This is a genomic window from Aminobacter sp. DSM 101952 (assembly GCF_001424795.1).
In the GTDB taxonomy this organism is placed as follows: domain Bacteria; phylum Pseudomonadota; class Alphaproteobacteria; order Rhizobiales; family Rhizobiaceae; genus Aminobacter; species Aminobacter aganoensis.
On record NZ_LMCL01000015.1, the window covers coordinates 1 to 24,975 of the forward strand.

Genomic DNA, 24,975 nt, shown 5'->3' on the forward strand with positions numbered 1-24,975 from the left:
TTCTCGATGAAGCTGCCCAGCGTCGTCAGCCTCAAGACCTATGCGAACTCGGCCGTGAAACGCTCCAGCGCTGATGGTACTTCGTCTCAAGACGCGGGAGAGTAAGTCGCTGCCAGGTCTGCCAAGGGCATGTAATATGGACATCGCAAAACGCGGTGTCGGTCACCACATCTTCTCTTTGCGAAAATGGCCCGCCAACGGGATCAAGGGGCCGCGTAAGCGGCCCTTTCCATTGGCCAGGACACGAAATCCCTCGCATTCGCGTAGGCAAATGCCTACATGAAGGCAAGGAGACCGGAATACATGCAGGAAATTCCTGCACATGGTGGCGCGGGGTGGAGCAGCCCGGTAGCTCGTCAGGCTCATAACCTGAAGGTCACAGGTTCAAATCCTGTCCCCGCAACCAAATACAAAAACGCCCCGCCTCGAGCGGGGCGTTTTTGTATCTGGCTGCCGGCTGACCGTCCGATTGGAACCGCATCAGGGGCCCGCAAGGAGGCCAACCGCCGACGACGCGGGATAAGCCAAATCCAGCACCGCGACAAACCTTCCTCCACGAGCTCGATCGCTGGCGGCAAGCCCCGCTTCCCCGGCGATGGTAGCTCCTCGTCCGAGTGGAGCAAAACCGGAAGGGCGCAGGTCAAATCCTGTCCCCGCAACCAAATACAAAAACGCCCGACGCAGAAATGCGGCGGGCGTTTTGGTATCTGGCTGCCGGCTGACCGTCTGATTACAACCGCATCAGCCGCCCGCAAGGACCCCAGCGGCCGACGACGCGGGATAAAAAGCCAAATCGCGACCAAATACAAAAACGCACCGCAGCCGAATTGCCATGAGCCCCTAGGCATGCACGTCAAAGGCCGTGGCCTGAGAGCGCCGCTTATGGTGTGGTGCGCGCCCAGGCGGTCGAACACTTCTCGCCAGCCGTGCCAGGCACTCGGATACCATCGACGCGTCGAGGCAAACGCCGCGCACGTCAGCGCATGGCTTGCAAGCCTCCACGAGCCCGCGCAAAGGTTCTTGAGGACGTTATTAAGACCGGGCCAGGGCGGGCTTTGCCCAGTCTAGACAGTGACGTGCAGGAATAGGTGCCAGGAAAACCAAGGTTCACAAAGTACAGCGACATGCGGCTCGCATGCAGGGGCGCGCGGCCAATGCCTGGCCGCTCGGGGGCTCCCGCCGGCAAGTTGAGTGGAGGAAAAGTGGCCCTGAATGAGCGATGACCTGGCCGTCCCAGGATCGCAGGCTGGTCGATGCCCGCCGGCCGCAAAAAAGGCCCGCGCGAAGCGGGCCTTTTCATGTCGCACCTGCAGACCGGAGACGTCGTTCTCCGGCCTGCCTGATCGTGCCGTGCCGTCAGGAGCCGGCGATGTAGGGCATCAGCTCATAGGCGCCGCGATAGATCATCTCGCCGGCGACGTAGAGGATGATGATCAGGCCGACATAGGCGATCCAGCGATGCTTCTGCAAAAGATTGGCGATGAAGCTCGCGGCGATGCCCATCAGCGCGATGGACAGCACGAGGCCGAAGATCAGCACGTTGGGATGGTCGCGCGCCGCGCCGGCGACGGCCAGCACGTTGTCGAGCGACATGGAAACGTCGGCGATGAGGATCTGCCAGGCCGCCTGTCCGAGCGTCTTGCGCGGGGCCGAGCCGGCAACCTTGCCGTCCTTGTCGATGTCGCTTTCCGAAAGCGCCTCGATGGCCTGGGTTTCCTCGCTGTGGTTCTGCCGGAGCTCGCGCCACATCTTCCAGCACACCCACAGCAGCAGCACGCCGCCGGCAAACAGCAGGCCGACGATCTGCAGCAGCTGGGTCGTGGCGGCGGCAAAGCCGATGCGCAGCACTGTCGCGGCAACGATGCCGATGAGAATGGCCTTGGCGCGCTGGTCCTTGGGCAGGCCTGCGGCGGCAAGGCCGATGATGATCGCGTTGTCGCCCGCCAGGACCAGGTCGATCATGATCACCTGGAACAATGCGGTCATCGCTTCTGGAGTGAAAAATTCTGTCATGCGGCACCCTTTGCTTTCAGCTGGGGGCGGCGCGGCTTGCAATCATAGCCGTAGGCAGCGCGGACTCCGCGCGTGTCACAAAGTGCTGCTACAGCGTAGGGATTTCAAAAGCCAGGCCACCCGGATTGGAACTTCCAGTCCGACATCACAGTCCTCGATGGACTGCCAGAGGGGCCCGGCCTGGTAGCGACTAGCTAATTGCCGCAAGCGAGAAACTCAAGGCCAAATTTTGCCAGGCGCAGAGGATTGGCGCCGATTGGCGGGCCTCGCGGCGTGACGAAGGCGTCGGCGGCATGGTACGCAGGTCACTCATGCCAGTGTGCAGGAGCGCGCGTGATCAGTTCGGAGCAATTTCTGACCTCGGTGTTCTGGGCGCAGGAGCTGCCAGGCGAGGAGCAGGAGCGGGCGCGGCGCGGCATTGCGCTGCGCAATCTCGACGTGGGTGCTTCCCTCATTCACCGCGGCGACCGCGTCGACAGCTGGATCGGCGTCGTCAGCGGCCTGCTGAAGCTCGGCTCGATCACCGATTCCGGCAAGGCGGTCAGCTATGTCGGCTTGCCGCCGAGCTGCTGGTTCGGCGAAGGCTCGCTGCTCAAGGACGAGCCGCGCCAGTACGACGTCGTCGCCTTGCGCCGCACCCAGGTGGCCCTGCTCAACCGCGCCACTTTTTTCTGGCTGTTCGAAAACAGCGTCGCCTTCAACCGGCTGCTGGTGCGCCTGTTCAACGAGCGCCTCGGCCAGTTCATCGCGCTGGTCGAGCACGACCGCACGCTCGATTCCACCGGCAAGGTGGCGCGCAGCCTGGCCTGGCTGTTCAACCCCGTCATCAGCCCCTTCCTTGGCAAGCACATCGACATCAGCCAGGAAGAAATCGGCCTGCTGGCCGGTGTTTCCAGGCCGGTCGCCAACCGCACCTTGCAGGAACTGGAGCGGGCCGGCCTGTTGCGCAACGAGGGCGGCGGCGTGACGATCCTGGATCTGGGAAAGCTGCGGCGCTACGGCGAATAGACGGCGCCAGCGGCATAGTCTTCGGCATTCGCCGCCGGGCGGCGGACCTGGTGCGGTAAGTTATATCAAGCATGCCCGGTCTGTCTGTCAAGCCAGCCCTTGAAAAAGACGGCCAAGGTTGCGAGCTTCCAATCAACGACCGGGAACACCCGGCGATCTACGAGGGAACAAACGGGAGGCGTGCCTTTGGCACAAGGGAGCGCAACGCGCGAGCTCGATACGTTTGCCAAGCTGTTGTGCGAGCATGCCCGCGTGCGGCCGAGCCGCCCGGCGATGCGGCACAAGGATCTCGGCATCTGGCGGACGTGGAACTGGAGCGAACTGGCCGAGACCATCCGCGCCTATGCTGCCGGCCTCGCGCAACTGGGCCTGGAGCGCGGCGCGACCATCGCCGTCATCGGCGAGAACCGGCCGGCCATGTACTGGACCATTCTCGCCGCGCAATGGCTGGGTGCGATCCCGGTCCCGGTCTATGCCGATGCGGTTGCAGACGAGATGGCCTATGTGCTCGACCACGCCGACGTTGCTTTTGCCGCGGTGCAGGACCAGGAGCAGGTCGACAAGCTGATCTCGGTCCAGGACCGCGTGCCCAAGCTTCGGACCGTGCTCTATGACGAGCCGCGCGGATTGCGCGACTACGACCACAGCCGGCTCCATGCCATCGCCGACGTCATTGCCCGGGGACGCGAGCTTGTGCGCACCGACCCGGCTGCGGCAGCGGCCGTCGATGCCGAACGCGATCGCGGCCAGGCCAGCGACATCTCCATCATCCTCTACACCTCGGGCACCACGGGCCGCTCCAAGGGTGTGCTGTTGACCGCCGGCGGCTCGATAGCGGCGGCACGCGATACCGTCGCCTTCGACAAGCTCACCGACCGCGACGAGGTGCTTGCCTACCTGCCGCTGGCCTGGGTCGGCGATCACTACCTCAATTACGCCCAGTCGCTGGTCGCGGGTTTCTGCGTCGCCTGTCCCGAAAGCCGTGAAACGGCGGAAGCCGACACGCAGGAAATCGGGCCGAGCTTCTATTTCGCGCCGCCGCGCGTGTTCGAGACGCTGCTGACCCGGATCACCATCCGCATGGAGGATGCTGGCGCGCTCAAGCGCGGCATGTTCAACCACTTCGTCGGCGTTGCCAGGCGCTGGGGCGAAAAGATCCTCGACGGCCAAAAGGTGCCGCTCCATGCCCGCGTCGGCTACGCGATCGGTAACCTGCTGGTCTACGCCCCGCTGAAGAACGTGCTCGGCTTCTCCCGCATTCGCGTCGCCTACACGGCCGGCGAGGCCATCGGCCCGGACCTGTTTTCCTTCTACCGTTCGCTCGGCCTCAACCTGAAACAGCTCTACGGCCAGACCGAGGCCTTCCTCTATGTCACGGCGCAGCCAGACGGGCAGATCCGCGCGGGCACGGTGGGGCCGGCGACGCCCAATGTCGACATCCGCATCGCCGACGATGGCGAGGTGCTCTACCGGTCGCCGGGCCAGTTCGTCGGCTACTACAAGGACACCGAAAAGACCGCCGAAACGGTTACTCCGGACGGCTATGTGAAGACCGGCGACGCCGGCTTCTTCGATCCCGACGGCCACCTCACCATCATCGACCGCGCCAAGGATGTCGGCAAGCTGAAATCAGGCGCGCTGTTTGCGCCGAAATACATTGAAAACAAGCTGAAGTTCTTCCCCAACATCAAGGAAGCGGTGGCCTTCGGCCAGGACCGCGACTTCGCCACCGTCATGCTCAACATCGACCTGACGGCGGTGGGCAACTGGGCGGAACGCAAGAACATCGCCTACGGCTCCTACCAGGAGCTGGCGCAGCGGCCCGAAGTCTACGCGATGTTCACCGAACATGTCGCCGAAGTGAACCGCGCTTTGGCCGCCGAGCCGCGCATGGCGGCGGCGCAAATCAAGCGTTTCCTGATCCTGCACAAGGAACTCGACGCCGACGACGGCGAGATGACGCGCACGCAGAAGGTTCGCCGCGGCTTCATCGCCGAACGCTACCAGCCGCTTGTCGATGCGCTCTACAACGGCGCCGAAGCCGCCGACATCTCGACCGAGGTTACCTTCGAGGACGGCCGCAAGGGCGTCATCGCGGCAAGGGTCCGTATTGCCGACGCTCAGGTGGCGCAGGGCGCCAAGCCGGGGGTTGCCGCATGAACGCCGCATCGGAAACATTGCTGGCGGTCGACGGCGTGTCGCTGTCCTTCGGCGGGGTCAAGGCCATCACCGACGTGTCCTTCGACATCCGCAAGGGCGAGATCCGCGCCATCATCGGCCCCAACGGCGCCGGCAAGACCTCGATGCTGAACGTGGTCAACGGCTTCTACCACCCCCAGCACGGCCGCATCACCTACAAGGGCAAGACCCGCGCGCGCATGCGGCCCTACCAGGCGGCGAGCCAGGGCATCGCCCGCACCTTCCAGAACGTGGCGCTGTTCCGCGGCATGACCACGCTCGACAACATCATGGTCGGCCGCACGCTGAAGATGCACCGCGGCCTGCTGTGGCAGATGCTGCGCTACGGCCCGGCGATGCGTGAGGAGATCGAGCACCGGCGCGTGGTCGAGGACATCATCGACTTCCTGCAGATCGAGGCGATCCGCAAGACGCCGGTCGGCAAGCTGCCCTACGGCCTGCAGAAGCGCGTCGAGCTCGGCCGGGCGCTGGCGATGGAGCCGGAACTTCTGCTGCTCGACGAGCCGATGGCCGGCATGAACATCGAGGAGAAGGAGGACATGTGCCGCTACATCCTCGATCTCAACAAGCATTTCGGCACCACCATCGCGCTCATCGAGCACGACATGGGTGTCGTCATGGACCTGTCCGACCGCGTCGTGGTGCTCGAATACGGGCACAAGATCGCCGACGGCACGCCCGAGGTGGTCAAGGCCGATCCCAAGGTCATCGAAGCCTATCTCGGCGTGGGGCATTAGCCATGCCGGTGTCTGGTGGAGGAGGAAAGTTCCGCATGAACACGAGACGCAGCGCAGCACGGACGATGGCAGGCCGCTCGACATCCGGCCGGGCCGGCTGAGGAAGGCAGACCGATGCTCTACAACATCTTCATCGACCCTTTCGTGCAGATGGCGCAGATGCCCGATCTGCTGGTCCAGACCCTGTGGGAAGGGCTGGTGTCGGGCGTGCTCTATGCGCTGATCGCCCTTGGCTTCGTGCTCATCTTCAAGGCGTCCGGCGTCTTCAACTTCGCCCAGGGCATCATGGTGGTGTTTTCGGCGCTTACCCTCGTCGGTTTCTACGAGAAGTTTTCGGCCGCCGGTTTCTCCGGCCACGTCGCGGCCTTCGTCGCGCTGATCCTGACGGCGGCGGTGATGTTCGTGCTGGCGATGCTGGTCGAGCGCGTCGTGCTGCGGCCGCTGGTCAACCAGCCCGACATCATCCTGTTCATGGCGACGTTCGGCATCACCTATGTGCTGATCGGCTTCGGCGAGATGGTGTTCGGCGGCGACCCCAAGCAGATGATCGCCAGCGAGCTGTTCCTCCCCAGCGGCTCGGTCGATGTCGAGATGCTCGGCGGCCTCGTCAGCTTCCAGAAGATCGACATCGCCGCCGCCGTCATCGCGTCCGTGATGATCGTCGGGCTGGCCCTGTTTTTCCAGAAGACCCGCATCGGCCGGGCGTTGCGTGCGGTTGCCGACAGCCACAAGGCAGCCCTTTCGGTCGGCATTTCGCTCAACCAGATCTGGGTCATCGTCTGGTTCGCCGCAGGCCTCGTCGCGCTGGTGACCGGCATCATGTGGGGCGCGCGTTCCGACGTCTCCTTCGCGCTCGAGATCGTGGCGCTCAAGGCGCTTCCGGTGCTGGTGCTCGGCGGGCTGACCTCGGTGCCCGGGGCGATCGTCGGCGGGCTGATCATCGGCATCGGCGAAAAGCTTGGCGAATTCTACTGGGGGCCTCTGCTCGGCGGCGGCATCGAGAGCTGGTTCGCCTACGCCATTGCCTTGCTGTTCCTGCTGTATCGGCCGCAGGGCCTGTTCGGCGACAAGATAATCGAGCGGATCTGACGACATGTTCTATCGCGAAACGGGTCAGTTCAAGCAAAGCTACGCGGCCGACCAGGCGGTGTTTCCGATCCTGCAGGACCGGCTCGGCCTGGCCGTCATCCTGCTCGTCGCCTTCGTCGCAGTGCCGCTGTTCGGCAACGAGTTCCTGCTCGCCTCGGTGATGGTGCCGTTCCTGATCCTGTCGCTCGGCGCGATCGGGCTCAACATCCTCGTCGGCTACACCGGGCTGCTGTCGCTCGGTTCTGCCGCCTTCATGGGCGTCGGCGCCTATTCTGCCTACAAGCTCTCGACCATCTTTCCCGGCGTCAACATCCTGGTCTGGATCCTCTGCTCGGGCTTCTTCGCAGCCGGCATCGGTGTGCTGTTCGGCCTGCCGTCGCTGCGCATCAAGGGTTTCTACCTCGCAGTCGCGACGCTGGCTGCGCAGTTCTTCCTGCAATGGTGTTTCGTGCGGATAAGCTGGCTCTACAACGACAACCCGTCCGGCGCCATCGAAGTGCCGGCGCGCACGCTGTTCGGCCTCGCCATCACCGGCCCCTCGGCCACGCCCGTGACGCGCTATCTTGTCGTGCTGGTCATCGTGTCCATTATGACCTTGCTGGCCTCCAACATCGTCCACGGCCGGATCGGCCGCACCTGGATGGCGGTCCGCGACATGGACATCGCCGCGCAGCTGATGGGCATCCGACTTTTGCCGGCAAAGCTGCTGGCGTTCGCGGTTTCGTCCTTCTACTGCGGCGTTTCGGGCGCGCTGATGGTCTTCCTCTGGCTCGGCGCCGCCGAGCCGTCGGCCTTCGACATCAAGCTGTCGTTCCTGCTGCTGTTCATGGTCATCATCGGCGGCCTCGGCTCGATGATCGGCAGCTTCTTCGGCGCCGCATTGATCCACATCCTGCCGATCGTCATCCGCATGCTGCCCGAGGCGCTCGGCCTGCCGATCGCCGCGGCAACCGTGGAGCACCTGACCTACCTGATCGTCGGCGCGCTCATCATCTTTTTCCTGATCGTCGAACCGCACGGCCTCGCGCGGCTCTGGCAGATCGCCAAGCAGAAGCTTCGTGTGTGGCCCTTCCCTTACTAGGGGTCCCGCACAAGACGGAAATGCAAAAGAAGTAGGGAGGAGAACCAAATGTCGTTCAAGAACTGGCTATACGCACTTTCTGCAGCAGCAGCGCTGACCTTGCCGGCCGTCCACGGCGCGCAGGCCCAGGAAGAATCGATCTATGTGCCGCTGTTCACCTATCGCACCGGTCCGTTTGCCGGCTCCGGCACGCCGATTGCCAACGGCATGCACGACTATCTGACGCTTCTCAACGAGCGCGACGGCGGCATCGGCGGCGTCAAGCTGGTGGTCGAGGAATGCGAGACCGGCTACGACACCAAGAAGGGCCTCGAATGCTATGAATCGGTGAAGCCCAAGAAGCCGGTGATCGTCAATCCATGGTCGACCGGCATCACCTTGCCGCTGATCCCCAAGGCGGCCGTGGACAAGATCCCCGTGCTGTCGATGGCCTACGGTCTTTCGGCCTCGGCCAAGGGCGACACCTTCCCCTGGATCTTCAACCCGCCGGCAACCTACTGGGATGGCTTCACCCAGATCCTGCAATACATCGCCACCCAGGAAGGCGGCGGCATCGACAAGCTCAAAGGCAAGAAGATCGGCTACATCTATCTCGATGCCAGCTTCGGCCGCGAGCCGCTGCCGCTGATCGAGCAGCTGTCCAAGGAGCTCGGCTTCGAGGCCAAGCTCTATCCGGTGGCCGCCGCCGACATGCAGAACCAGTCGTCGCAGTGGTTGAGCGTGCGTCGCGACAAGCCCGATTACATGATCCTCTATGGCTGGGGCGCGCTCAACGCCACCGCCGTCAAGGAAGCGGTCAAGACCAACTATCCGATGGAGAAGTTCATCTCGATCTGGTGGCCGAGCGAGGATGACGCCAAGGGTGCCGGCGACGGTGCAAAGGGCTTCAAGACGCTGAACTGGCATGCCGTGGGCGCGGACTTCCCGCTTCTCGCCGACATCCAGAAGCACGTCGTCGATGCCGGCAAGAGCCAGGTCTCGTCCAAGGACAAGGTCGGCCAGGTTCTCTATAACCGCGGCATCTACAACTCGATGCTGATCGCCGAGGCGATCCGCAAGGCGCAGGAGATCACCGGCAAGAAGGCGGTCACCGGCGAGGACGTCCGGCGCGGGCTTGAAGGCCTCAACATCGACGAGGCAAGGCTCAAGGAGATCGGCCTCGAGGGCTTCACCGGTGCGGTCAAGCTCTCCTGCGTCGACCACAACGGCCACTTCTCGACCTTCGTCCAGAGCTGGAACGGCACCACCTACGAAAAGGTCTCCGACTACATTGCGCCAATGAGCGACAAGGTCGGCCCGCTGCTCGATGCCGACGCCAAGGCCTATGCCGAGAAGAATGCGCCGTGGCCGGCCCGTGCCGAGGCTTGCGACGCCTCGTAAGCCGACTGCGCCCTTCAACGTATCCCTTCCCCCGGTCGGGGGGAGGGACCCCAGCTCCGGAGCTTCGTCATGCCTGAACATGCTTCCATCGCTGTCGACACCGCCCGGCCGATGCTGTCGGTCAACAACATCGAGGTGATCTACGATCACGTCATCCTCGTCCTCAAGGGTGTGTCGCTGGCCGTTCCGCAGGGTGGCATCGTTGCCATCCTCGGCGCCAACGGCGCCGGAAAGACGACGACGCTGAAGGCGATCTCGAACCTTCTGCACGCCGAGCGGGGCGAGGTCACCAAGGGCTCGATCGAGTTCGACGGCGAGCGCGTCGACAGCCTCAGCCCGAACGAACTGGTGCGGCGCGGCTGCATCCAGGTGATGGAGGGGCGGCACTGCTTCGGCCATCTGTCGATCGAGGAAAACCTGCTCACCGGTGCTTTTACGCGGCGTGACGGCAACCGCGCCATCCGCGAAGACCTCGACATGATCTACGACTATTTCCCCCGGCTGAAGCAGCGCCGGTCGTCCATGGCCGGCTACACCTCGGGCGGCGAGCAGCAGATGTGCGCCATCGGCCGCGCCATGATGAGCCGTCCCAAGATGATCCTGCTCGACGAGCCGTCGATGGGGCTGGCGCCGCAGGTGGTCGACGAGATCTTCGAGATCGTCAAGGACCTGAACACCAGGCAGGGCGTGTCGTTCCTGGTGGCCGAGCAGAACACCAACATGGCGCTGAAATACGCCACCTACGGCTACATCATGGAAACCGGCCGCATCGTCATGGATGGCGACGCCGCCTCGTTGCGCGACAACGAGGACGTCAAGGAATTCTATCTCGGCATCGGCGGCGAGGGCCGCAAGTCGTTCCGCGAGGTCAAGAGCTACAAGCGGCGCAAGCGCTGGCTCGCCTGAACCGCGTCATGTTCCGGGTGCTGCGCGGTCATGCCCGCTGGGCGGCGCGCCCCATCGTCCAGAAATCCAGGTGAACCATGGTCACGAACGCACATTACGATGCCGGGGAAACCCAGGATCCTGCCGCCCGCGAGGCGGCCCTTTTTGCCAGGCTGCATTCGCTGCTCGAGACCGCGCAAGCCGGCGCGCCGGCCTTGCGCCAGCAGCTTGAGGGCGTGGCCGTCGCGAGCCTCGTTGGCCGTGCGGCACTCCAGCAGGTGCCGGTCATCCGCAAGGGCGACCTGCTTGCCCTCCAGGCCAAGGAACCGCCCTTCGCTGGCCTGTCGCCCGTCAGGCCGGGTGCGTTGAGGCGCCTGCTCGTTTCCCCCGGCCCGATCTTCGATCCCGAAGGCCGTGGCGACGACTGGTGGGGTTCTGCCCGCGCCCTGTTCGCATCCGGCATGCGCCGGGAAGACATCGTCCACAATGCCTTCAGCTACCACCTCACCCCGGGCGGCCACATGATGGAATCGGGTGCCCATGCGCTTGGCTGCGCGGTGATCCCGGCCGGCGTCGGCAACACCGACCAGCAGGTCGAGGCGATCGCGGCACTCAAGCCGTCCGGCTACATCGGCACACCCGACTTCCTCAAGATCCTGATCGACCGCATGAGTGCCGTTGGTGCTGCAAACCCGTTCCGCCACGCTTTGGTTTCGGGTGCGGCGTTCCCGGCGTCGCTGCAGCAGGAGATCGCCGGTGCCGGCATCGACGCCTACCAGGCCTATGCCACGGCCGAGCTCGGCGTCGCCGCCTATGAAACCACGGCGCGTTCGGGGCTTGTCGTCAACGAGGGGCTGATCGTCGAGATCGTGCGTCCGGGCACCGGCGAGGCGGTCGCCGACGGCGAGGTCGGCGAGGTCGTGGTCACGCGGCTCAACGCGGAATACCCGTTGCTGCGTTTCGGCACCGGCGACCTGTCGCGGGTGCTCTCCGGCCTCAGTTCCTGCGGCCGCACCAACATGCGGCTCGCCGGCTGGATGGGCCGCGCCGACCAGCGCACCAAGGTCAAGGGCATGTTCGTGGACCCGGCCCAGGTCGCCGCGATCGGCCGCCGGTTTCCCGGCCTCGGCCGGCTCCGCCTCGTCGTCGGCCGCGATGGCGCGCAGGACACGATGCTGCTGAAGGCCGAAGCCGGCGCGCCGAGCGACGAGCTCCGTGCGGAACTCGAAGCGGCATTGCAGGCCGCGACCAAGATGAAGGGCAGCGTCGAGATCGTCGCCCCCGGCAGCCTGCCCAATGACGGCAAGGTCATCGCCGACGACCGCCCGGTCGAATAGCGGCCGCCGCGTGGCCGCCAAGGCCAACCAGCAGCTGTTCGGCGGCAGCGCGAAGCTGGTCAGTAGGCCGCCCGGTAGATCGACAGGATGTCGCCGCGCGCCAGGTCGCGCGGGTTGTTGTCGAGCAGGCGGCGGATGGCGAAGGCGTCATCGGCCATCGTCTCCAGGTCGTTTTCCGGCACGCCCAGCTTTGACAGCCGCATCTCGATTCCGAGCGAGGCGCAGTAATCGTGCGTCGATCCGAGCACGTCCTGCACGGCATTCGCCTCCGGCAGCCCGAGTGCAGAGAGCACATGACCGGTCTTCTCGGTCGCCGCCGGCAGGTTGAAGGCCAGCACATGCGGGAAGATCAGCGCGTTGGCGGCGCCATGGGCGATGTGCCAGCGCGTGCCCAGTGGATAGGCGAGCGCATGGCCGCCTGCCGTATTGACCGGGCCGAGGCAGAAGCCCCCATAGAGCGAGGCGAGCGACAGCCCGGCGCGGGCCTCGACGTCGCTGCCGTCCTTGACCGCACGCGCAAGGTAGCGGCCGACCAGCTTCACGCCTTCAAGCGCGTAGAGGTCGATCATCGGATGCGCCTTCTTGTTGGTGTAGGCCTCGACGCAGTGGGCCATGGCGTCGACGCCAGTGGCGGCGGTGACGGCCGGCGGCACGGTCATGGTCAGCGCCGGGTCGACGATCGCGATGTCGGCCAGCATCTCGATGCTTTCGACGGCGAGCTTCGCCTGCGTCTCCGGATCGGTGACGAGCGCGCGGATTCCGGCCTCGCTGCCGGTGCCGGATGTCGTCGGCACCTGGGCGAGCGCCACCCGGCGCTTTGCCGCCTTGCCAACACCGACGATGTCCTGCAGCCGCTGGCCGGTGCCGGCCATCACCGAGACAAGCTTGGCAAGGTCCATGGCGCTGCCGCCGCCGAAGCCGACGATCAGGTCGGCCTCCGAGCGGGCCGCCAGCTCCAGCACCTTTTCGAGATTGGGCAGGTCAGGCTCCGGGCGCACCTCGCCGAAGACGACCGTCTCGACACCCAGATCAAGCGTGTCCACCCGTGCCGCATTGAATCCGTCGGCGACGACCAGCGCCTTCCTGACGTTGCGTGCCTTCACCCAGGCGGCAAGCCGCGACACCACGCCGGGGCCGAACTCGATGACCGGCGGCCGAACGATCGTGATGGGCGTGTTGAGACCGGTCATCGTCATGGCTCCAGCTGGATATGGCCGCCGCAGTCAAGCATCGTCAGTACGCGCCTGGGGACAGGCGGACATATTTGATGGCGCGGCGGAAATAGGTGAAGGCGACGTGGATGACGCCATCCGGGGTCGCCAGGATCGACGGGTAGGAGAACTCGCGGTTCAGCCCGTCCTTGGAATTGTTGGTCAGGCAGAAGCCGTCGCCCGTCTCGAGGTCGATGCGGTTGCCGAAGCTCTCGCCGCCGTCGGAGGAGAAGGCGAGGCTGAGCGGCGCGCGCGGCACGCCCCAGACGGCCTTGCGGCCTTCCGGCTTGGTTGCTGGCTCGGCCGCGACGGGCTCGTCGCCCTCGATCTCGTCATAGAGCGACAATCGCCGGTCGTCGGACATCGAGGCGTTGGCATGGTTGTAGACGATGGCGATGCGGCCATCGGCCGTGCGCACGGCCTGCACCGACGAGTTGTTGTTGGGCAGGTCGGTGGCTTCAGGCGCGCTCCAGCTGCGGCCGCCGTCAAGCGAGCGGCTGCGCAGCACCTGTTCGGAAAAGCGGTTGCGGTACAGGGCCACCATCTCCTCGCTGCCGAGCGCCACGATGTTCATGTGCACGGCACCTAAGCTGTCGGGCACGTCGTGCATCGTCCAGCTGGCGCCGGCGTCGGTGGAAACCAGCACCGCCGCAGTGTCGACGTCGCCGCTCCAGCGTGTCCCCGGCCGGCCGATGCAGCGAAACACCGGCAGCAGCCATTCGCCGCGGCCGTTGATGATGATCGGCTGGCGCACGAAGGTGCCGGGAATGTCGCAGAGCACCGACACCTCGCCGAAGCTCTTGCCGCCATCCTCGGAGATGCGCCGCTTGACCACCGCGCCGTCCTGATGGCCCGAGGTCTGCGAGGTGTAGAGCAGCCAGACCTTGCCGTCGGGCGCGTTGAACAGCAGCGGGTTCTGTTCGGATTTCTGGGGGTCGTCCGACATCTTTTCCGGCGCCGACCAACTGTCCGAGCCGGGCGCCAGCCGCGACAGGTAGACCGAGATGTCGCCCATGCCCTCCATCGTGCCGCCGAACCAGACGCAGGCCAGCGTGCCGTCGGGCAAAAGCGACAGGTTGGCGGCATGGTTCTGCACCGTCGGCGACGCCAGGAACGCGTCGCTGCGTCCCGACGACACCTGATGCAGCTTGCCGTCCATCTGCGCGGCGACCTCCGCGTGGGTCATAACCGCGGCGGACGGTTGCGCCTGGGCTGTATTGGTGGCCATCGCGCCCTCCTTACGGCAGCTGTTCGAGCTGCGGCCGGAGCGCGGCGATCTCGCTTTCGCCCAAGCCCACGAGCGGCGGCCGCAGCCGCTGCCATGCCTTCTCGCCATGCTTCAGGCCGACCATCGCCTTGATGGTCGGGATCTGGGCGTAGCTGTTGGACAGGTTGCGCCAGGCGTTGATGCGCGCCTGCGCGGCCTCGACCTTGGCCGCTGCTGCCGCATCGGCGTGGCCGTCGAACACGGTGCGCAGCGAATCCGCGATCAGGTTGGACGTCGCGGTGATGCAGCCGGCGCCGCCTTCGCGCAGCAGCGGCAGCATCAGCGGATCGGCGCCGGGGAACACGGCAAAGCCCGGATAGGCCTTCACCAGCGCCTGCATGTTGGCGAGGTCGCCCTTGGATTCCTTGATGCCGACGACCGTCTTCGGAAAAGCCTCGATCAGGCGGCCGACCAGCTCGACCGACAGCGAAATGCCCGAGACCTGGGGGATGTGGTAGAGCACGACCTTGAGCTGGTCGTCGGCCACGCCTTCGAGGATGCGCGAATAGGCGTCGAACAGGCCGTCGTCGGACACGCCCTTGTAGTAGAAGGGCGGCAGCATCACGACCTTGTCGATCCCCAGCGACAGCGCATGGCGGGTCAGCTCGATGGTCTCCGGAATGGCCGCGACGCCGGTGCCCGGCATCAGCCTGTCGGCGGCAACACCTGCCTTGATCACGCTTTCCAGCATCGCCTTGCGCTCACCAAGCGAGAACGAGTTGGCCTCGCCCGTCGTGCCGAGCAGGGCCACGCCATGGCAGCCCTCGTCGAGCAGCCGCTGGCAATGCTTGGCCAGCAGGACGTGATCGGGCGACAGGTCGGCGTTGATGGGCGTGGCGGCGGCGGAGAAGACGCCCGAGATTGCGAAACTGGTCATGCTGTCACCCGAGGCGTTCCGGCGAGCTTGCGCGCATAGGCGATCGCCGCATTCATGTTGACGTGGTTGGCCTTGCCGGTCCCGGCAATGTCGAAGGCGGTGCCATGGTCGACCGAGGTGCGGTCGATCGGCAGGCCGAGCGAAATGTTGACGCCGCTGTCGAAGGCGACCAGCTTCATCGGGATGTGGCCCTGGTCGTGATACTGCGCGACGACGAGGTCGAAGGCACCTGAATAGGCGCGGTGGAAGACCGTGTCCGGCGGGACCGGCCCGTAGGCGTCGATGCCCTCGGCCTTGGCTGAAGCCACGGCAGGCGCGATGAACTCGTCGTCCTCGGTGCCGAACAGGCCGTTTTCGCCGCAATGCGGGTTGAGGCCGGCGACCGCGATGCGCGGGCTAGCGACGCCGATGCGGCGCAGGTGGCGATGGCCGGTGCGGATGGTTTCGAGGATGCGCTCCGGCTTGACCCTGATAATCGCCTCCTTGAGCGACACATGGGTCGAGACGTGGATCACCGACATGCGCTCGGAGGCGAGCAGCATCCACGACGAGCGCGAACCGGTCAGATGCGCCAGCATGCCGGTGTGGCCGTCATAGTGGTGGCCGGCAAGGTTCAGCGCTTCCTTGTTGATGGGCGCGGTGACGATGCAGCCGATCTCGCCTGCGGTCGCCGCTTCCACCGCACGCGCGATGAAGCGGAACGAGGCGTCGCCGGCGCGGGTGTCGATCTTGCCGAAGGCGATCGGGCCGCCGTCAATTTCGACATGCTCGATGGCGATGGTGTCGGCGCCGTCGGAGGCGGGCGCGAATTTCAACGGCGCGCCGACGATCTTCGCTGCCGCCTTGAGGCTGTCGCGGTTGCCGAAGACGCGGATGGTGGCGCGGTCGGCAGCATCCATCTCGGCCAGCGACTTGCAGATGATCTCGGGTCCGACGCCTGCCGGGTCCCCCATGGTGATGCCAATCGTGCGGCTAGAACTCGCCATCGCTCCCTGTCCGTCTTTTCCGCAGGCAGCACCCGGCTCCTGCGGTCTGGAATCCTCCCGAGCGCAAGCGCCCTGGGGGCGCGATCTGCACTTGGCTTATGGCCGGAAACTGACCACAAGTAGACAAGTTGTCAAGTTGCTTTTTCCAGCGCAAGCAGGCTGTCCGCTCAACGTAGAAGAGTATTGTATTGATTTAACGAGGAAATTCCTGCGGCATTTAACCGGGAGCTAATTTTTCTCGCCCGGTGTCTGAAAAAATGAATTGACATGTTTACAATATGGCGGCATTTGTTCGGCCCACGGTCGCCGCTTCCGTGTCTGTTGCCTTTCGACTGACCAGAGCATCGCCGTTCACGGGTTTCAGGGAGGAAATGTGATGTCGAAACGGAACACCGAGACTCCGTCGCGTGCCGGGATGACCCGCCGCGACGCGCTCAGGCTCGGCCTGGGCAGCGCTGTGGGCTTCACGCTGCTCGGCCTCAACGCCAAGATCGTCTTTGCGCAGGAAGGCCAGGTGCTGAAGGTTGCCAATCCGGCCTTCAACCAGGATTGGTCGCCGTTGCGCGGCGGCGGCGTGCCCTATCGCTGGAATTCGGCCTGGTGGGCCTCGCCGATGTATTTCGACAGCGAAGGCAAGATCCATCCTTATGTCTTCGCCACCTGGGAAGGTTCGGCTGACTCCAAGACCTGGACCTTCAAGCTCGACCCCAAGGCGACCTTCTCCGACGGCAGCAAGATCACCTCGGCAGATGTCGCCGGGTCGTGGAACGTAGCCGCGATGCCCGGCACCAAGAGCCAGCGTGCCGACCAGGTGCTCGCCAAGGTCGCGGGCTTCGCCGAGGTCACCGGCGGCAGCGCCAACACCATTTCCGGCGTCGCCACCCCGGACGAGGGCACCGTCGTCGTGACGCTGACCGAGTCCGACCCGATCTACTTCATGCGCGTCGCCAACCACATCGTGCCGATCACCAAGGCGTCGCAGTCGCGCGGCGAGGACGGCAACGAGATCCAGGACTGGTTCACGCCCGACGCGGGTGCCGTTTATTCCGGCCCGTTCAAGCTGACCAGCATCGACATCGACGGCGGCAAGCTGGTGTTCGAGCCGAACGAAAACTTCTTCGGCCCGAAGCCCAAGCTCGCCCGCATCGAGATCACCTCGATCGAGGACAATGTGACGGCGACCTCGCTGCTCAAGTCGGGCGAGTTCAACGCCCACACCGAGCTCGTCACCTCGACCATCGTGCAGGACCTCGGCGCCGAATTCGCTTCCGGCCCGCTGATCCCGACCAGCCAGCACTTCTGGTTCAATTCCAAGCGCGCGCCGATGGATGACCCCAAGGTTCGCCAGGCGCTGATCATGGCCGTCGACCGCGACGGCCTGATGAAGGCCTCGTTCCCTGATGGTCCGCACAAGAAGACCGACCAGGTCCTCAACTCGGTGCCAGGCGCCGACAATTCCGGTTTCGAGCCCTATCCCTACGATCCGGAAGGCGCCAAGAAGCTGCTCGCCGAGTCGACCTATGGCGGCCCCGAGCGCCTGCCCAAGATCCTGTTCGTCGGCATATCCTCGCCGGCCAATGAGGCGGCGGCCCAGTTCATCGCCGAGCAGTGGCGCCAGAATCTCGGCATCACCGCCGTCGACATGAAGCCGCAGCAGGACGCCTATGCCGGCCCCGACCAGAACGCGGTGCAGATCTTCCGCGATGACGTCGGCACCCGCGTGCCGGACGCGGCGAGCTATCTCGCCGGCTCCATCGCCTCGACCTCGTCCAACGCCCAGAACAAGCTCGGCGGCTACAAGAACGACAAGGTCGACCAGCTGCTGGCCGAAGCCGCCACCAAGGCGGCGGACGATCCGCAGCGCGTGGCCCTTGCCCAGGAGGCCCAGAAGGCCTTCCGCGAGGACTGGACCTTCATTCCCTGGTACGCACAGGCGATGTCGCGCTGGGCCAACGCCAATGTGAAGGGCATCGACAAGAACCTCGACTGGCAGGTCGTTGCACCTTGGGAAATCACCGTCGGCTGATGCCCGGTAAAGCGCACGGGGGCTCGTCCCCCGTGCTACTCTCTTCGAACTGATACCGTGCGGTGGGAGGCCGCCCGCCATGCTGCGCTATATTGCAACACGGCTGCTGCTGTGGATTCCGTCCGTCCTGCTAGTCATGCTAGCCGTCTATGCCATGGCCTATTACGGCGCCGGCGACCCGATCAAGCTGATCTTCCTGCGCGCCCCCGGCGATGTCGCCTACAATCCCGAAAAGATCGAGGCGATCCGCGACGCGGCTGGTCTCAACCGACCGTTCCTCGTTCAGTTCGGCAGCTACATCCTCAACCTGATCCAGGGCAATTTCGGCAACTCGCTGACCTCGGGCCGCTCTGTCTGGGCGATGGTGTCGGCCGCGGCCCCCGTCTCCTTCAAGCTCGGCCTCTGCGCCGTCATCCTGACGGCCATCGTCGCAGTGCCCCTGGGCATGATCGCGGCGATGAACCAGAACACCAAGATCGACTACGCGATCCTCGGCTCGGCGCTGTTTCTCTGGGCCATCCCCGCCTATGTCGCCGGCCCGCTGCTGATGGTGCTGCTGATCTTCATCCTGCCGGGCGGCAGCGTTCCCTATGGCTGGGGCGGCGTCTTCGACGTCCGCATCCTGTTGCCGCTGCTTGTGCTGTCCTTCCAGCCGATCGCCCTGATCGTGCGCCAGACCCGTGCCGCCGTCATCGAGGTGCTGTCCGAGGATTTCGTCCGCACCGCCCGCGCCAAGGGCGTGCCGGAGATGGTGGTCGCCTTCCGCCACATCCTGCGGCCGGTGCTGACCCCCGTCGTCACCCAGCTCGGCCTGATCATGATCACCATCGTCAACGGTGCCATCTTCGTCGAGCTGGTGTTCGGCCTGCCCGGCCTCGGCCGCCTGACGGTCTCGGCGCTGACCAATTCCGACTATCCCGTCATCCTGGCCATCACGCTGATCGGCTCCTTCCTGGTGATGCTGTCGAACCTTCTCGTCGACGTGCTCTATCCGCTGCTCGATCCGCGCGCCAACGACACGATGAGGAGCCGCTGACATGACGATGACACCCGTCAATCTCTCCTCGACAGTGGCCGACGACGAGCCCCCCGTCAGCTTGTGGCGCGATGCCTGGCACCGCCTGCTGCGCAACAAGCTGGCGGTCGCCGGTCTCGCCGTGGTCATCCTGCTCGCCTTCGTCGCCGTCTTCGGTCCGTGGCTCACGCCCTACGACTTCCTGACCCAGGACCTCAGCGCCCGCAACCAGGCGCCGTCGCTGGCGCATCTGTTCGGCACCGACGACCTCGGCCGTGATGTCTTCTCCCGCGTCGTCTATGGCACCCGCACCGCCTTTGTCGTGGCGATCGTGGTGACGGCAATTGCGGTCGTCATCGGCGTCACCCTCGGCGCCATGGCCGGCTTCTTCGGCGGCATGTTCGACCGCGTCGTCATGTGGTTCACCGACATGACCATGTCGGTTCCCAACCTGCTGCTGGTCGTCGTCATCAACGCCTCGCTCAAGACGCCGATCACCGCCTGGATGGAGGCGCGCTACCAGGCGACGCTCAACCCGTTCTACCGCGAAACCATCTGGGTCGATTTCCTGTTGGTGTTCGGTTCGATGGCGCTGATCAGCTGGCCGCCCTATGCCCGCCTCGTCCGCGCCCAGGTGCTGTCGATCCGCGGCCGGCCCTATGTCACCGCCGCCCGTGCGCTCGGCCTCACCAACCGCCTGATCCTGATGCGCTACATCGTTCCCAACGCCATCGGCCCGCTGATCGTCTCGGTCAGCGCCGGCCTTGGCACCGCCATGGTTCTGGAAAGCGCCTTCTCCTTCCTCGGCGTCGGCGTCAATCCGCCCACGCCCAGTTGGGGCAACATGATCTCCGACGGCCTGCGTGTCTGGCAGCATTATCCGCACCTGCTGGCAGCACCCGCCGCCGTGCTCGGCCTCGCCACCGTCGCCTTCTCGTTCCTCGGCGACGGCCTCAACGACGCTCTCAATCCGAGGGGCAGCAAATGACCGCTCCCGCAGACAACAAGCCGCTGCTCGACGTGCGCGGCCTGACCATCGAGATCGACACCCGCCGCGGCCCTGCCGTCATCGTCGACGGCATCGACCTCACCGTCGGCAAGGGCGAGACGCTCGGCGTCGTCGGCGAATCCGGCTGCGGCAAGAGCCTGACCATGCTGAGCCTGGTCCGGCTCCTGCCCAACAAGATCAGGGTCAAGGGCGGCACCGCCGAGTTCGCCGGCCGCGACCTGCTCAAGATGTCGAAGTCCGAGCTGCGCCAGGTGCGCGGCGGCAAGATCGGTTTCGTCTTCCAGGATCCGATGACCTCGCTCAATCCGGTGATGCGCATCGGCGACCAGCTGTGCGAGCCGCTGATCTACCACCGCAAGATGAACAAGGCCGATGCGCGCGTCCGCGCCATCGAGCTTTTGCGCCTCGTCGGCATCCCCGGCCCCGAGCAGCGCATCGAGGCCTACCCGCACGAGCTCTCCGGCGGCATGCGCCAGCGCGTCATGATCGCCATCGGGCTCGCCTGCGACCCGGAACTCCTGATCGCCGACGAGCCGACCACCGCGCTCGACGTCACCATCCAGGCCCAGATCGTCGACCTGGTGAAGGACCTGCGCAAGAAGCTCAACATGTCGGTGGTGTGGATCACCCACGACCTCGCCTTGATCGCCGGCCTCGTCGACCGCGTCGCCGTGCTCTATGCCGGCACCGTCGTCGAGGACGCGCCGGTCAACGAACTCTTCGCCCGTCCCACGCATCCTTATACGCGCGGTCTCTTGGCCTCGATCCCCAAGCTCTCCGACGAACGCGCCAGCCGGCTGTCCTCCATCGGCGGCACCCCGCCCGAACCAGGCCGCCGCCCCAAGGGCTGTCCCTTCGCGCCGCGCTGCGGACTGGCCGAGAGCGTTTGCCATGAGCGCGTGCCGGTGCTCGAGCCGGTCGCGGGATCGGGCGGCCACCGCGTCGCCTGCTTCGTCGCCCAGCGCCAGATGATGGAGGCCGCGTGATGGCTGCCGAACCGCTGATCAAGGTCGAGAACCTCGTCAAGCACTTCGTCGTCCGCCTCGGCGCCTTCGGCGAGCGTGGCGCAACCGTCTACGCCGTCGACGACGTCAACTTCGACATCTTCGCCGGCGAGACGTTGTCGCTTGTCGGCGAATCCGGCTGCGGCAAGTCGACCACCGGCTTCACCTTGCTCAACCTGCAGAAGGCAACCTCGGGCAAGGTCACCTTCCAGGGCGAGAACATCGTCTCGCTCGACGAAAAGCGCATGCGGCCCTATCGCCGCGAGCTGCAGATCGTCTTCCAGGATCCCTATTCGACGCTCAACCCGCGCATGACCATCGGCGAGGTGGTGGGCGAGCCGATCCTGTTCCACAAGCTCGCCACCAAGGCCGAGCTGCCCGAGTGCGTCTCGCGCCTGCTCGCCGATGTCGGCCTGCCCGCGCGTTTCGCCCAGCGCTATCCGCACGAACTGTCGGGCGGCCAGCGCCAGCGCGTGGCGATCGCCCGGGCGCTTGCCTGCCAGCCGAAATTCATCGTCTGCGACGAGGCGATCTCGGCGCTCGACGTCTCGGTGCAGGCGCAGATCATCAACCTGCTGCTCGACCTGCAGGAAAAGTATGGGCTGACCTACCTGTTCATCGCCCACGACCTTGCCGTCGTCCGCCACATCAGCACGCGTGTCGGCGTCATGTATCTCGGCCGCATGGCCGAACTCGCGACCCGCGAGCAGCTGTTCTCCAATCCGCTGCATCCCTACACTAGGGCGTTGCTGTCGGCGGTGCCCGAGGCCGATCCCGAGCTCGAAAAGACCCGCCAGCGCCAGATCCTGACCGGCGACGTGCCGAGCCCGCTGGCCCCGCCGGCAGGCTGCCGCTTCCACACCCGCTGCCCCATCGCCATGGACAAGTGCAAGGCCGTCGTGCCCGAGTGGCGCGAGGTCGTTCCCGGCCACCACGTCGCCTGCCACGCCGTGGGCATGGAAACGGCTGGATGACGCTGATGCTCGCCATCGTCGCCGACGACCTGACCGGAGCGCTCGACACCTCGGCGCCCTTCGTCGCGTCAGGCCTCAAGGTCGCGGTGGCGATGACCCCCGAGGCGACCGGCAAGGCTCTTGCCGGCAGGCCGGATGTCTTTGCCGTCAGCACCGCGTCGCGGGCGCTGCCGGCGGATGTTGCCTCTGCCAGGGTGCGCGACGTGGCGAAGCAATTGATGCCGCATGCTCCCGGCATCGTCATGAAGAAGATCGACTCCCGCCTGAAGGGCAATGTCTGCGTGGAGGCGGACGCACTCGCCGAGGCGTCGGGCCGCGACGCGCTGGTGGTGGCACCTGCTGTTCCGGACCAGGGCCGCACGACGCGCGACGGTGCCGTCGTCGGCCGCGGCGTCGATGCACCCTTGCCGGTGTTGGCGGCATTCGCCGGCTGCGCCAGGCGCGTCTCCGTCCGCAACGCCGCCGCCGATGCCGACCTCGACCGCGTCGTCGCCGGCACCGATTGGAGCAACAGCGTTGCCGTCGGCGCGCGAGGTCTGGGCCTCGCCTTCGCGCGGCACCTCGACGAGGACAATTCGGAGCACGCATCGCCACCGCCAAGCGACGGAAACATGCTCTTTGCTTTCGGCTCGCGCGATCCGATCACCGACCAGCAGGTCGCAACTCTGCTCGCTGGCAATCCCGACGTCGGTAGCGTCGATGCCCCGAACGGTCGCTTTGTCCTGTCGGATGACAGCGCTTTGCCGATGGTCGTGCGCTGCACTGGCGACATGATCGAGGATCCCTCCCGTATCGCCGCCCGTTTCGCCGAGCAGGTCGCCGCCGCAGTTGAGCACCTTCGCCCCGCCACGCTCGTCATGGGCGGCGGCGACACGGCACTGGCGATACTTGGCGCGCTCGGCGCCGACGTGCTATTTCCGCAGGGCGAGGTGGCGCCGGGCCTGCCCTGGTTCACCATCGCGACACGCCATGGCGAGGGGCTGCGCTGTGTCGTAAAATCCGGCGGATTCGGGACGGTCGCGGTTCTCTCCGATCTCTTGCGGCCACCGAGCGGGGAACAGGCGGAACAGACATGACGACCGAATTGCAGCACGACGGAACAGAGCCCGAAGCGGTCGAGACCGACGAAAAGCCGGGCAACGGCGGCACGAAGGGCGCTTCGAAGGCACCCAAGCTGGTCGACAAGGTGTTCGATCAGCTTCAGGAGCGCATCGTCTCGGGCGAATTCCCCTCCGGTTCCAAGCTGCCGGGCGAGCACGACCTGGCGACGCTGCTCGGTGTTTCCCGCCCCGTGGTGCGCGACGCGCTCGGCCGCCTGCGCGACGTCGGGCTGGTTTATTCCCGCCAGGGCTCGGGCACCTATGTCCGTGTCTTCGACACCCAGAAGACCAGCCTCGGCTTCTCCCCGGTCAAGACCATCGCCGACATCCAGCGCTGCTACGAGTTCCGCCTGACCATCGAGCCGGAGGCGGCCTATTTCGCCGCCCTCCGCCACGACGACGCCGCGATGCAGAAGATGCGCGCCGCGCTGTCCGAGCTGCGTGACGCCACGCGCGACCAGACCCACCGCTCCGACGTCGACTTCCTGTTCCACCGCTCGGTGGCCGAGGCCGCCAACAACCACTACTACACCGCCTGCCTCGACGCCCTGCGCCAGCACATCGCCGTCGGCATGAACCTGCACGGCCTGTCGCTGATGGGTCCGCTGACCAAGCTCGAGCAGGTCTACGACGAACATCGCGGCATCTGCGACGCCATCGCCGCCGGCGAGGCCGAGCTGGCTCGCGACCTCATGCGCGAGCACCTCGAAGGCTCGCGCAACCGCCTGTTCGAAAACAAGGTGCTCGACCTCTCGCGCTGACCCCGGGTCGGCAGAACTCCAGCCGCGCTCGCGGCACGACAGGAAAGACAGATGACAACGACGATCGTTATGGTCGGTGGCCGCATGGCTGCCGAGGGCCTTGCCATGCTCGAAAACGCGGGCATCGAGTGCATCTCGACCGAACCCTACCCGACGAAGCCGGAGGTGTTGGCGCTGATCGACAAACACCAGCCGGCAGCACTGGTGGTGCGGCTGGTGGAACTTGTCGACCGCGACATGCTGGCTGCCTCGCGCAAGCTGAAGATCGTCGCCAAGCACGGCGTCGGCACCAATGACATCGATGTTGCGGCGGCCAAGGCGCTCGGCATTCCGGTCATCATGGCGACCGGCGCCAACGCCCATTCGGTGGCTGAACACGCGCTCGGGCTGATCCTCGCCTTGACCAAGGATTTCCTGCGCCAGGACGGCCACATCCGCAACGGCCTGTGGGACAAGAAGCTTTATGCCGGGAGCGAGCTGCGCGGCCGGAAGCTAGGTCTCGTCGGCTTCGGCCTGATCGGCCAGATCCTCGCCCGCATGGTTGCTCCCATTGGCATGCAGGTCTCGGCCTACGATCCGTTTGCGCCCGATGAGGCTTTCTCCGGCGGCGTCACCCGCGCAACATCGCTCGATACGCTTCTTGCCGAAAGCGATGTCGTCAGCCTGCACTGCCCGCTGACCGATGGCACGCGCAACCTGATCGGCGCGCGTGAGATCGCACTGATGAAACCCACGGCCTACCTCATCAACACGGCGCGCGGCGAGGTCGTCGACGAACCGGCGCTGATCGCAGCACTTCAGTCGGGCGTCATCGCGGGGGCAGGGCTCGACAGCTTCGCCGAGGAGCCGCCGGTCCAGAGTCCTTTGTGGCAGCTGCCCAACGTGATCCTGACACCGCATGTCGCTGGCGTCACCGAAGACGCACGCCGCGCCGTATCGATCATGACGGCGACCAGCGTGCTCGCCTTCCTCCGCGGCGAGCCGCTCGCCCGGAACCTCTTTGTAAGGGTTTGACC

General features: G+C 65.6%; 21 protein-coding genes and 1 tRNA gene. 17 read left to right on the forward strand and 5 right to left on the reverse strand.

Annotated features, from left to right (window positions below):
* The first annotated feature begins 329 nt into the window (after positions 1 to 329).
* A tRNA-Met gene (locus ASC75_RS13225) sits at positions 330 to 406 on the forward strand.
* Positions 407 to 1,356: 950 nt separating this feature from the next.
* Here the strand turns inward: ASC75_RS13225 and ASC75_RS13230 are convergent.
* Complete coding sequence (locus tag ASC75_RS13230; protein ID WP_055975904.1) at positions 1,357 to 2,013, reverse strand: TerC family protein; 657 nt, start codon at positions 2,011 to 2,013, stop codon at positions 1,357 to 1,359.
* Positions 2,014 to 2,346: 333 nt separating this feature from the next.
* Here ASC75_RS13230 and ASC75_RS13235 point away from each other — a divergent pair, with 333 nt between their 5' ends.
* The 8 genes from ASC75_RS13235 to ASC75_RS13270 all read left to right on the forward strand — a co-directional run bounded on the left by ASC75_RS13235 (position 2,347) and on the right by ASC75_RS13270 (position 11,729).
* Positions 2,347 to 3,021, forward strand: a complete 675-nt coding sequence (locus ASC75_RS13235; protein WP_055975907.1) for a Crp/Fnr family transcriptional regulator — start codon at positions 2,347 to 2,349, stop codon at positions 3,019 to 3,021.
* A 186-nt stretch (positions 3,022 to 3,207) separates the two neighbouring features.
* On the forward strand, positions 3,208 to 5,181 hold the full coding sequence (locus ASC75_RS13240) for an AMP-binding protein (RefSeq protein ID WP_055975909.1): 1,974 nt from the start codon (positions 3,208 to 3,210) through the stop codon (positions 5,179 to 5,181).
* On the forward strand, positions 5,178 to 5,957 hold the full coding sequence (locus ASC75_RS13245; RefSeq protein WP_055975912.1) for an ABC transporter ATP-binding protein: 780 nt from the start codon (positions 5,178 to 5,180) through the stop codon (positions 5,955 to 5,957). The genes ASC75_RS13240 and ASC75_RS13245 overlap by 4 nt, the downstream gene beginning before the upstream one ends.
* 114 nt (positions 5,958 to 6,071) lie before the next feature.
* A complete protein-coding gene (locus tag ASC75_RS13250; protein WP_055975915.1) occupies positions 6,072 to 7,046 on the forward strand; it encodes a branched-chain amino acid ABC transporter permease in 975 nt (324 codons plus the stop codon).
* Positions 7,047 to 7,050: 4 nt separating this feature from the next.
* Positions 7,051 to 8,127: a branched-chain amino acid ABC transporter permease gene (locus ASC75_RS13255; RefSeq protein WP_055975918.1), complete on the forward strand. Its 1,077-nt coding sequence runs from the start codon at positions 7,051 to 7,053 to the stop codon at positions 8,125 to 8,127.
* Between the two features lie 48 nt (positions 8,128 to 8,175).
* Positions 8,176 to 9,507, forward strand: a complete 1,332-nt coding sequence (locus tag ASC75_RS13260) for an ABC transporter substrate-binding protein (RefSeq protein WP_055975921.1) — start codon at positions 8,176 to 8,178, stop codon at positions 9,505 to 9,507.
* A 69-nt stretch (positions 9,508 to 9,576) separates the two neighbouring features.
* Entirely contained in the window at positions 9,577 to 10,413 is an 837-nt protein-coding gene (locus ASC75_RS13265; RefSeq protein ID WP_055975924.1) for an ABC transporter ATP-binding protein, read from the forward strand.
* Between the two features lie 77 nt (positions 10,414 to 10,490).
* Positions 10,491 to 11,729, forward strand: coding sequence for an AMP-binding protein (locus ASC75_RS13270; protein WP_055975927.1), 1,239 nt, complete (start codon positions 10,491 to 10,493; stop codon positions 11,727 to 11,729).
* A gap of 59 nt (positions 11,730 to 11,788) precedes the next feature.
* On the opposite strand, the gene ASC75_RS13275 is transcribed toward ASC75_RS13270, so the two are convergent.
* The 4 genes from ASC75_RS13275 to pdxA form a co-directional block, all read right to left on the reverse strand.
* On the reverse strand, positions 11,789 to 12,919 hold the full coding sequence (locus ASC75_RS13275) for an iron-containing alcohol dehydrogenase (protein WP_055976004.1): 1,131 nt from the start codon (positions 12,917 to 12,919) through the stop codon (positions 11,789 to 11,791).
* Between the two features lie 43 nt (positions 12,920 to 12,962).
* The gene (locus ASC75_RS13280; RefSeq protein WP_184117437.1) at positions 12,963 to 14,099 is read right to left on the reverse strand and encodes an exo-alpha-sialidase; all 1,137 of its coding nucleotides are present in this window, start codon (positions 14,097 to 14,099) and stop codon (positions 12,963 to 12,965) included.
* 79 nt (positions 14,100 to 14,178) lie between these two features.
* Positions 14,179 to 15,084 (reverse strand): dihydrodipicolinate synthase family protein, encoded by a 906-nt coding sequence (locus ASC75_RS13285; protein WP_055975934.1) that lies wholly within the window; start codon positions 15,082 to 15,084, stop codon positions 14,179 to 14,181.
* Entirely contained in the window at positions 15,081 to 16,070 is a 990-nt protein-coding gene (gene pdxA / locus ASC75_RS13290) for a 4-hydroxythreonine-4-phosphate dehydrogenase PdxA (RefSeq protein ID WP_055975937.1), read from the reverse strand. Before pdxA ends, ASC75_RS13285 begins: the two co-directional genes overlap by 4 nt.
* Before the next feature lie 376 nt (positions 16,071 to 16,446).
* Between pdxA and ASC75_RS13295 the strand changes: the two genes are divergently transcribed.
* From ASC75_RS13295 to ASC75_RS13330, 8 genes are all read left to right on the forward strand, one after another.
* Positions 16,447 to 18,096: an ABC transporter substrate-binding protein gene (locus ASC75_RS13295; protein WP_055975940.1), complete on the forward strand. Its 1,650-nt coding sequence runs from the start codon at positions 16,447 to 16,449 to the stop codon at positions 18,094 to 18,096.
* 79 nt (positions 18,097 to 18,175) lie between these two features.
* On the forward strand, positions 18,176 to 19,132 hold the full coding sequence (locus ASC75_RS13300; protein ID WP_055975944.1) for an ABC transporter permease: 957 nt from the start codon (positions 18,176 to 18,178) through the stop codon (positions 19,130 to 19,132).
* 7 nt (positions 19,133 to 19,139) lie between these two features.
* On the forward strand, positions 19,140 to 20,099 hold the full coding sequence (locus ASC75_RS13305; RefSeq protein WP_055976007.1) for an ABC transporter permease: 960 nt from the start codon (positions 19,140 to 19,142) through the stop codon (positions 20,097 to 20,099).
* Positions 20,096 to 21,106: an ABC transporter ATP-binding protein gene (locus ASC75_RS13310; protein ID WP_055975947.1), complete on the forward strand. Its 1,011-nt coding sequence runs from the start codon at positions 20,096 to 20,098 to the stop codon at positions 21,104 to 21,106. The genes ASC75_RS13305 and ASC75_RS13310 overlap by 4 nt, the downstream gene beginning before the upstream one ends.
* The gene (locus ASC75_RS13315) at positions 21,106 to 22,098 is read left to right on the forward strand and encodes an ABC transporter ATP-binding protein (RefSeq protein WP_055975949.1); all 993 of its coding nucleotides are present in this window, start codon (positions 21,106 to 21,108) and stop codon (positions 22,096 to 22,098) included. The genes ASC75_RS13310 and ASC75_RS13315 overlap by 1 nt, the downstream gene beginning before the upstream one ends.
* The gene (locus ASC75_RS13320) at positions 22,095 to 23,174 is read left to right on the forward strand and encodes a four-carbon acid sugar kinase family protein (protein WP_055975952.1); all 1,080 of its coding nucleotides are present in this window, start codon (positions 22,095 to 22,097) and stop codon (positions 23,172 to 23,174) included. Before ASC75_RS13315 ends, ASC75_RS13320 begins: the two co-directional genes overlap by 4 nt.
* On the forward strand, positions 23,171 to 23,959 hold the full coding sequence (locus ASC75_RS13325) for a FadR/GntR family transcriptional regulator (RefSeq protein WP_055975955.1): 789 nt from the start codon (positions 23,171 to 23,173) through the stop codon (positions 23,957 to 23,959). Before ASC75_RS13320 ends, ASC75_RS13325 begins: the two co-directional genes overlap by 4 nt.
* A 51-nt stretch (positions 23,960 to 24,010) precedes the next feature.
* On the forward strand, positions 24,011 to 24,973 hold the full coding sequence (locus tag ASC75_RS13330; RefSeq protein WP_055975957.1) for a hydroxyacid dehydrogenase: 963 nt from the start codon (positions 24,011 to 24,013) through the stop codon (positions 24,971 to 24,973).
* Positions 24,974 to 24,975: the final 2 nt, after the last annotated feature.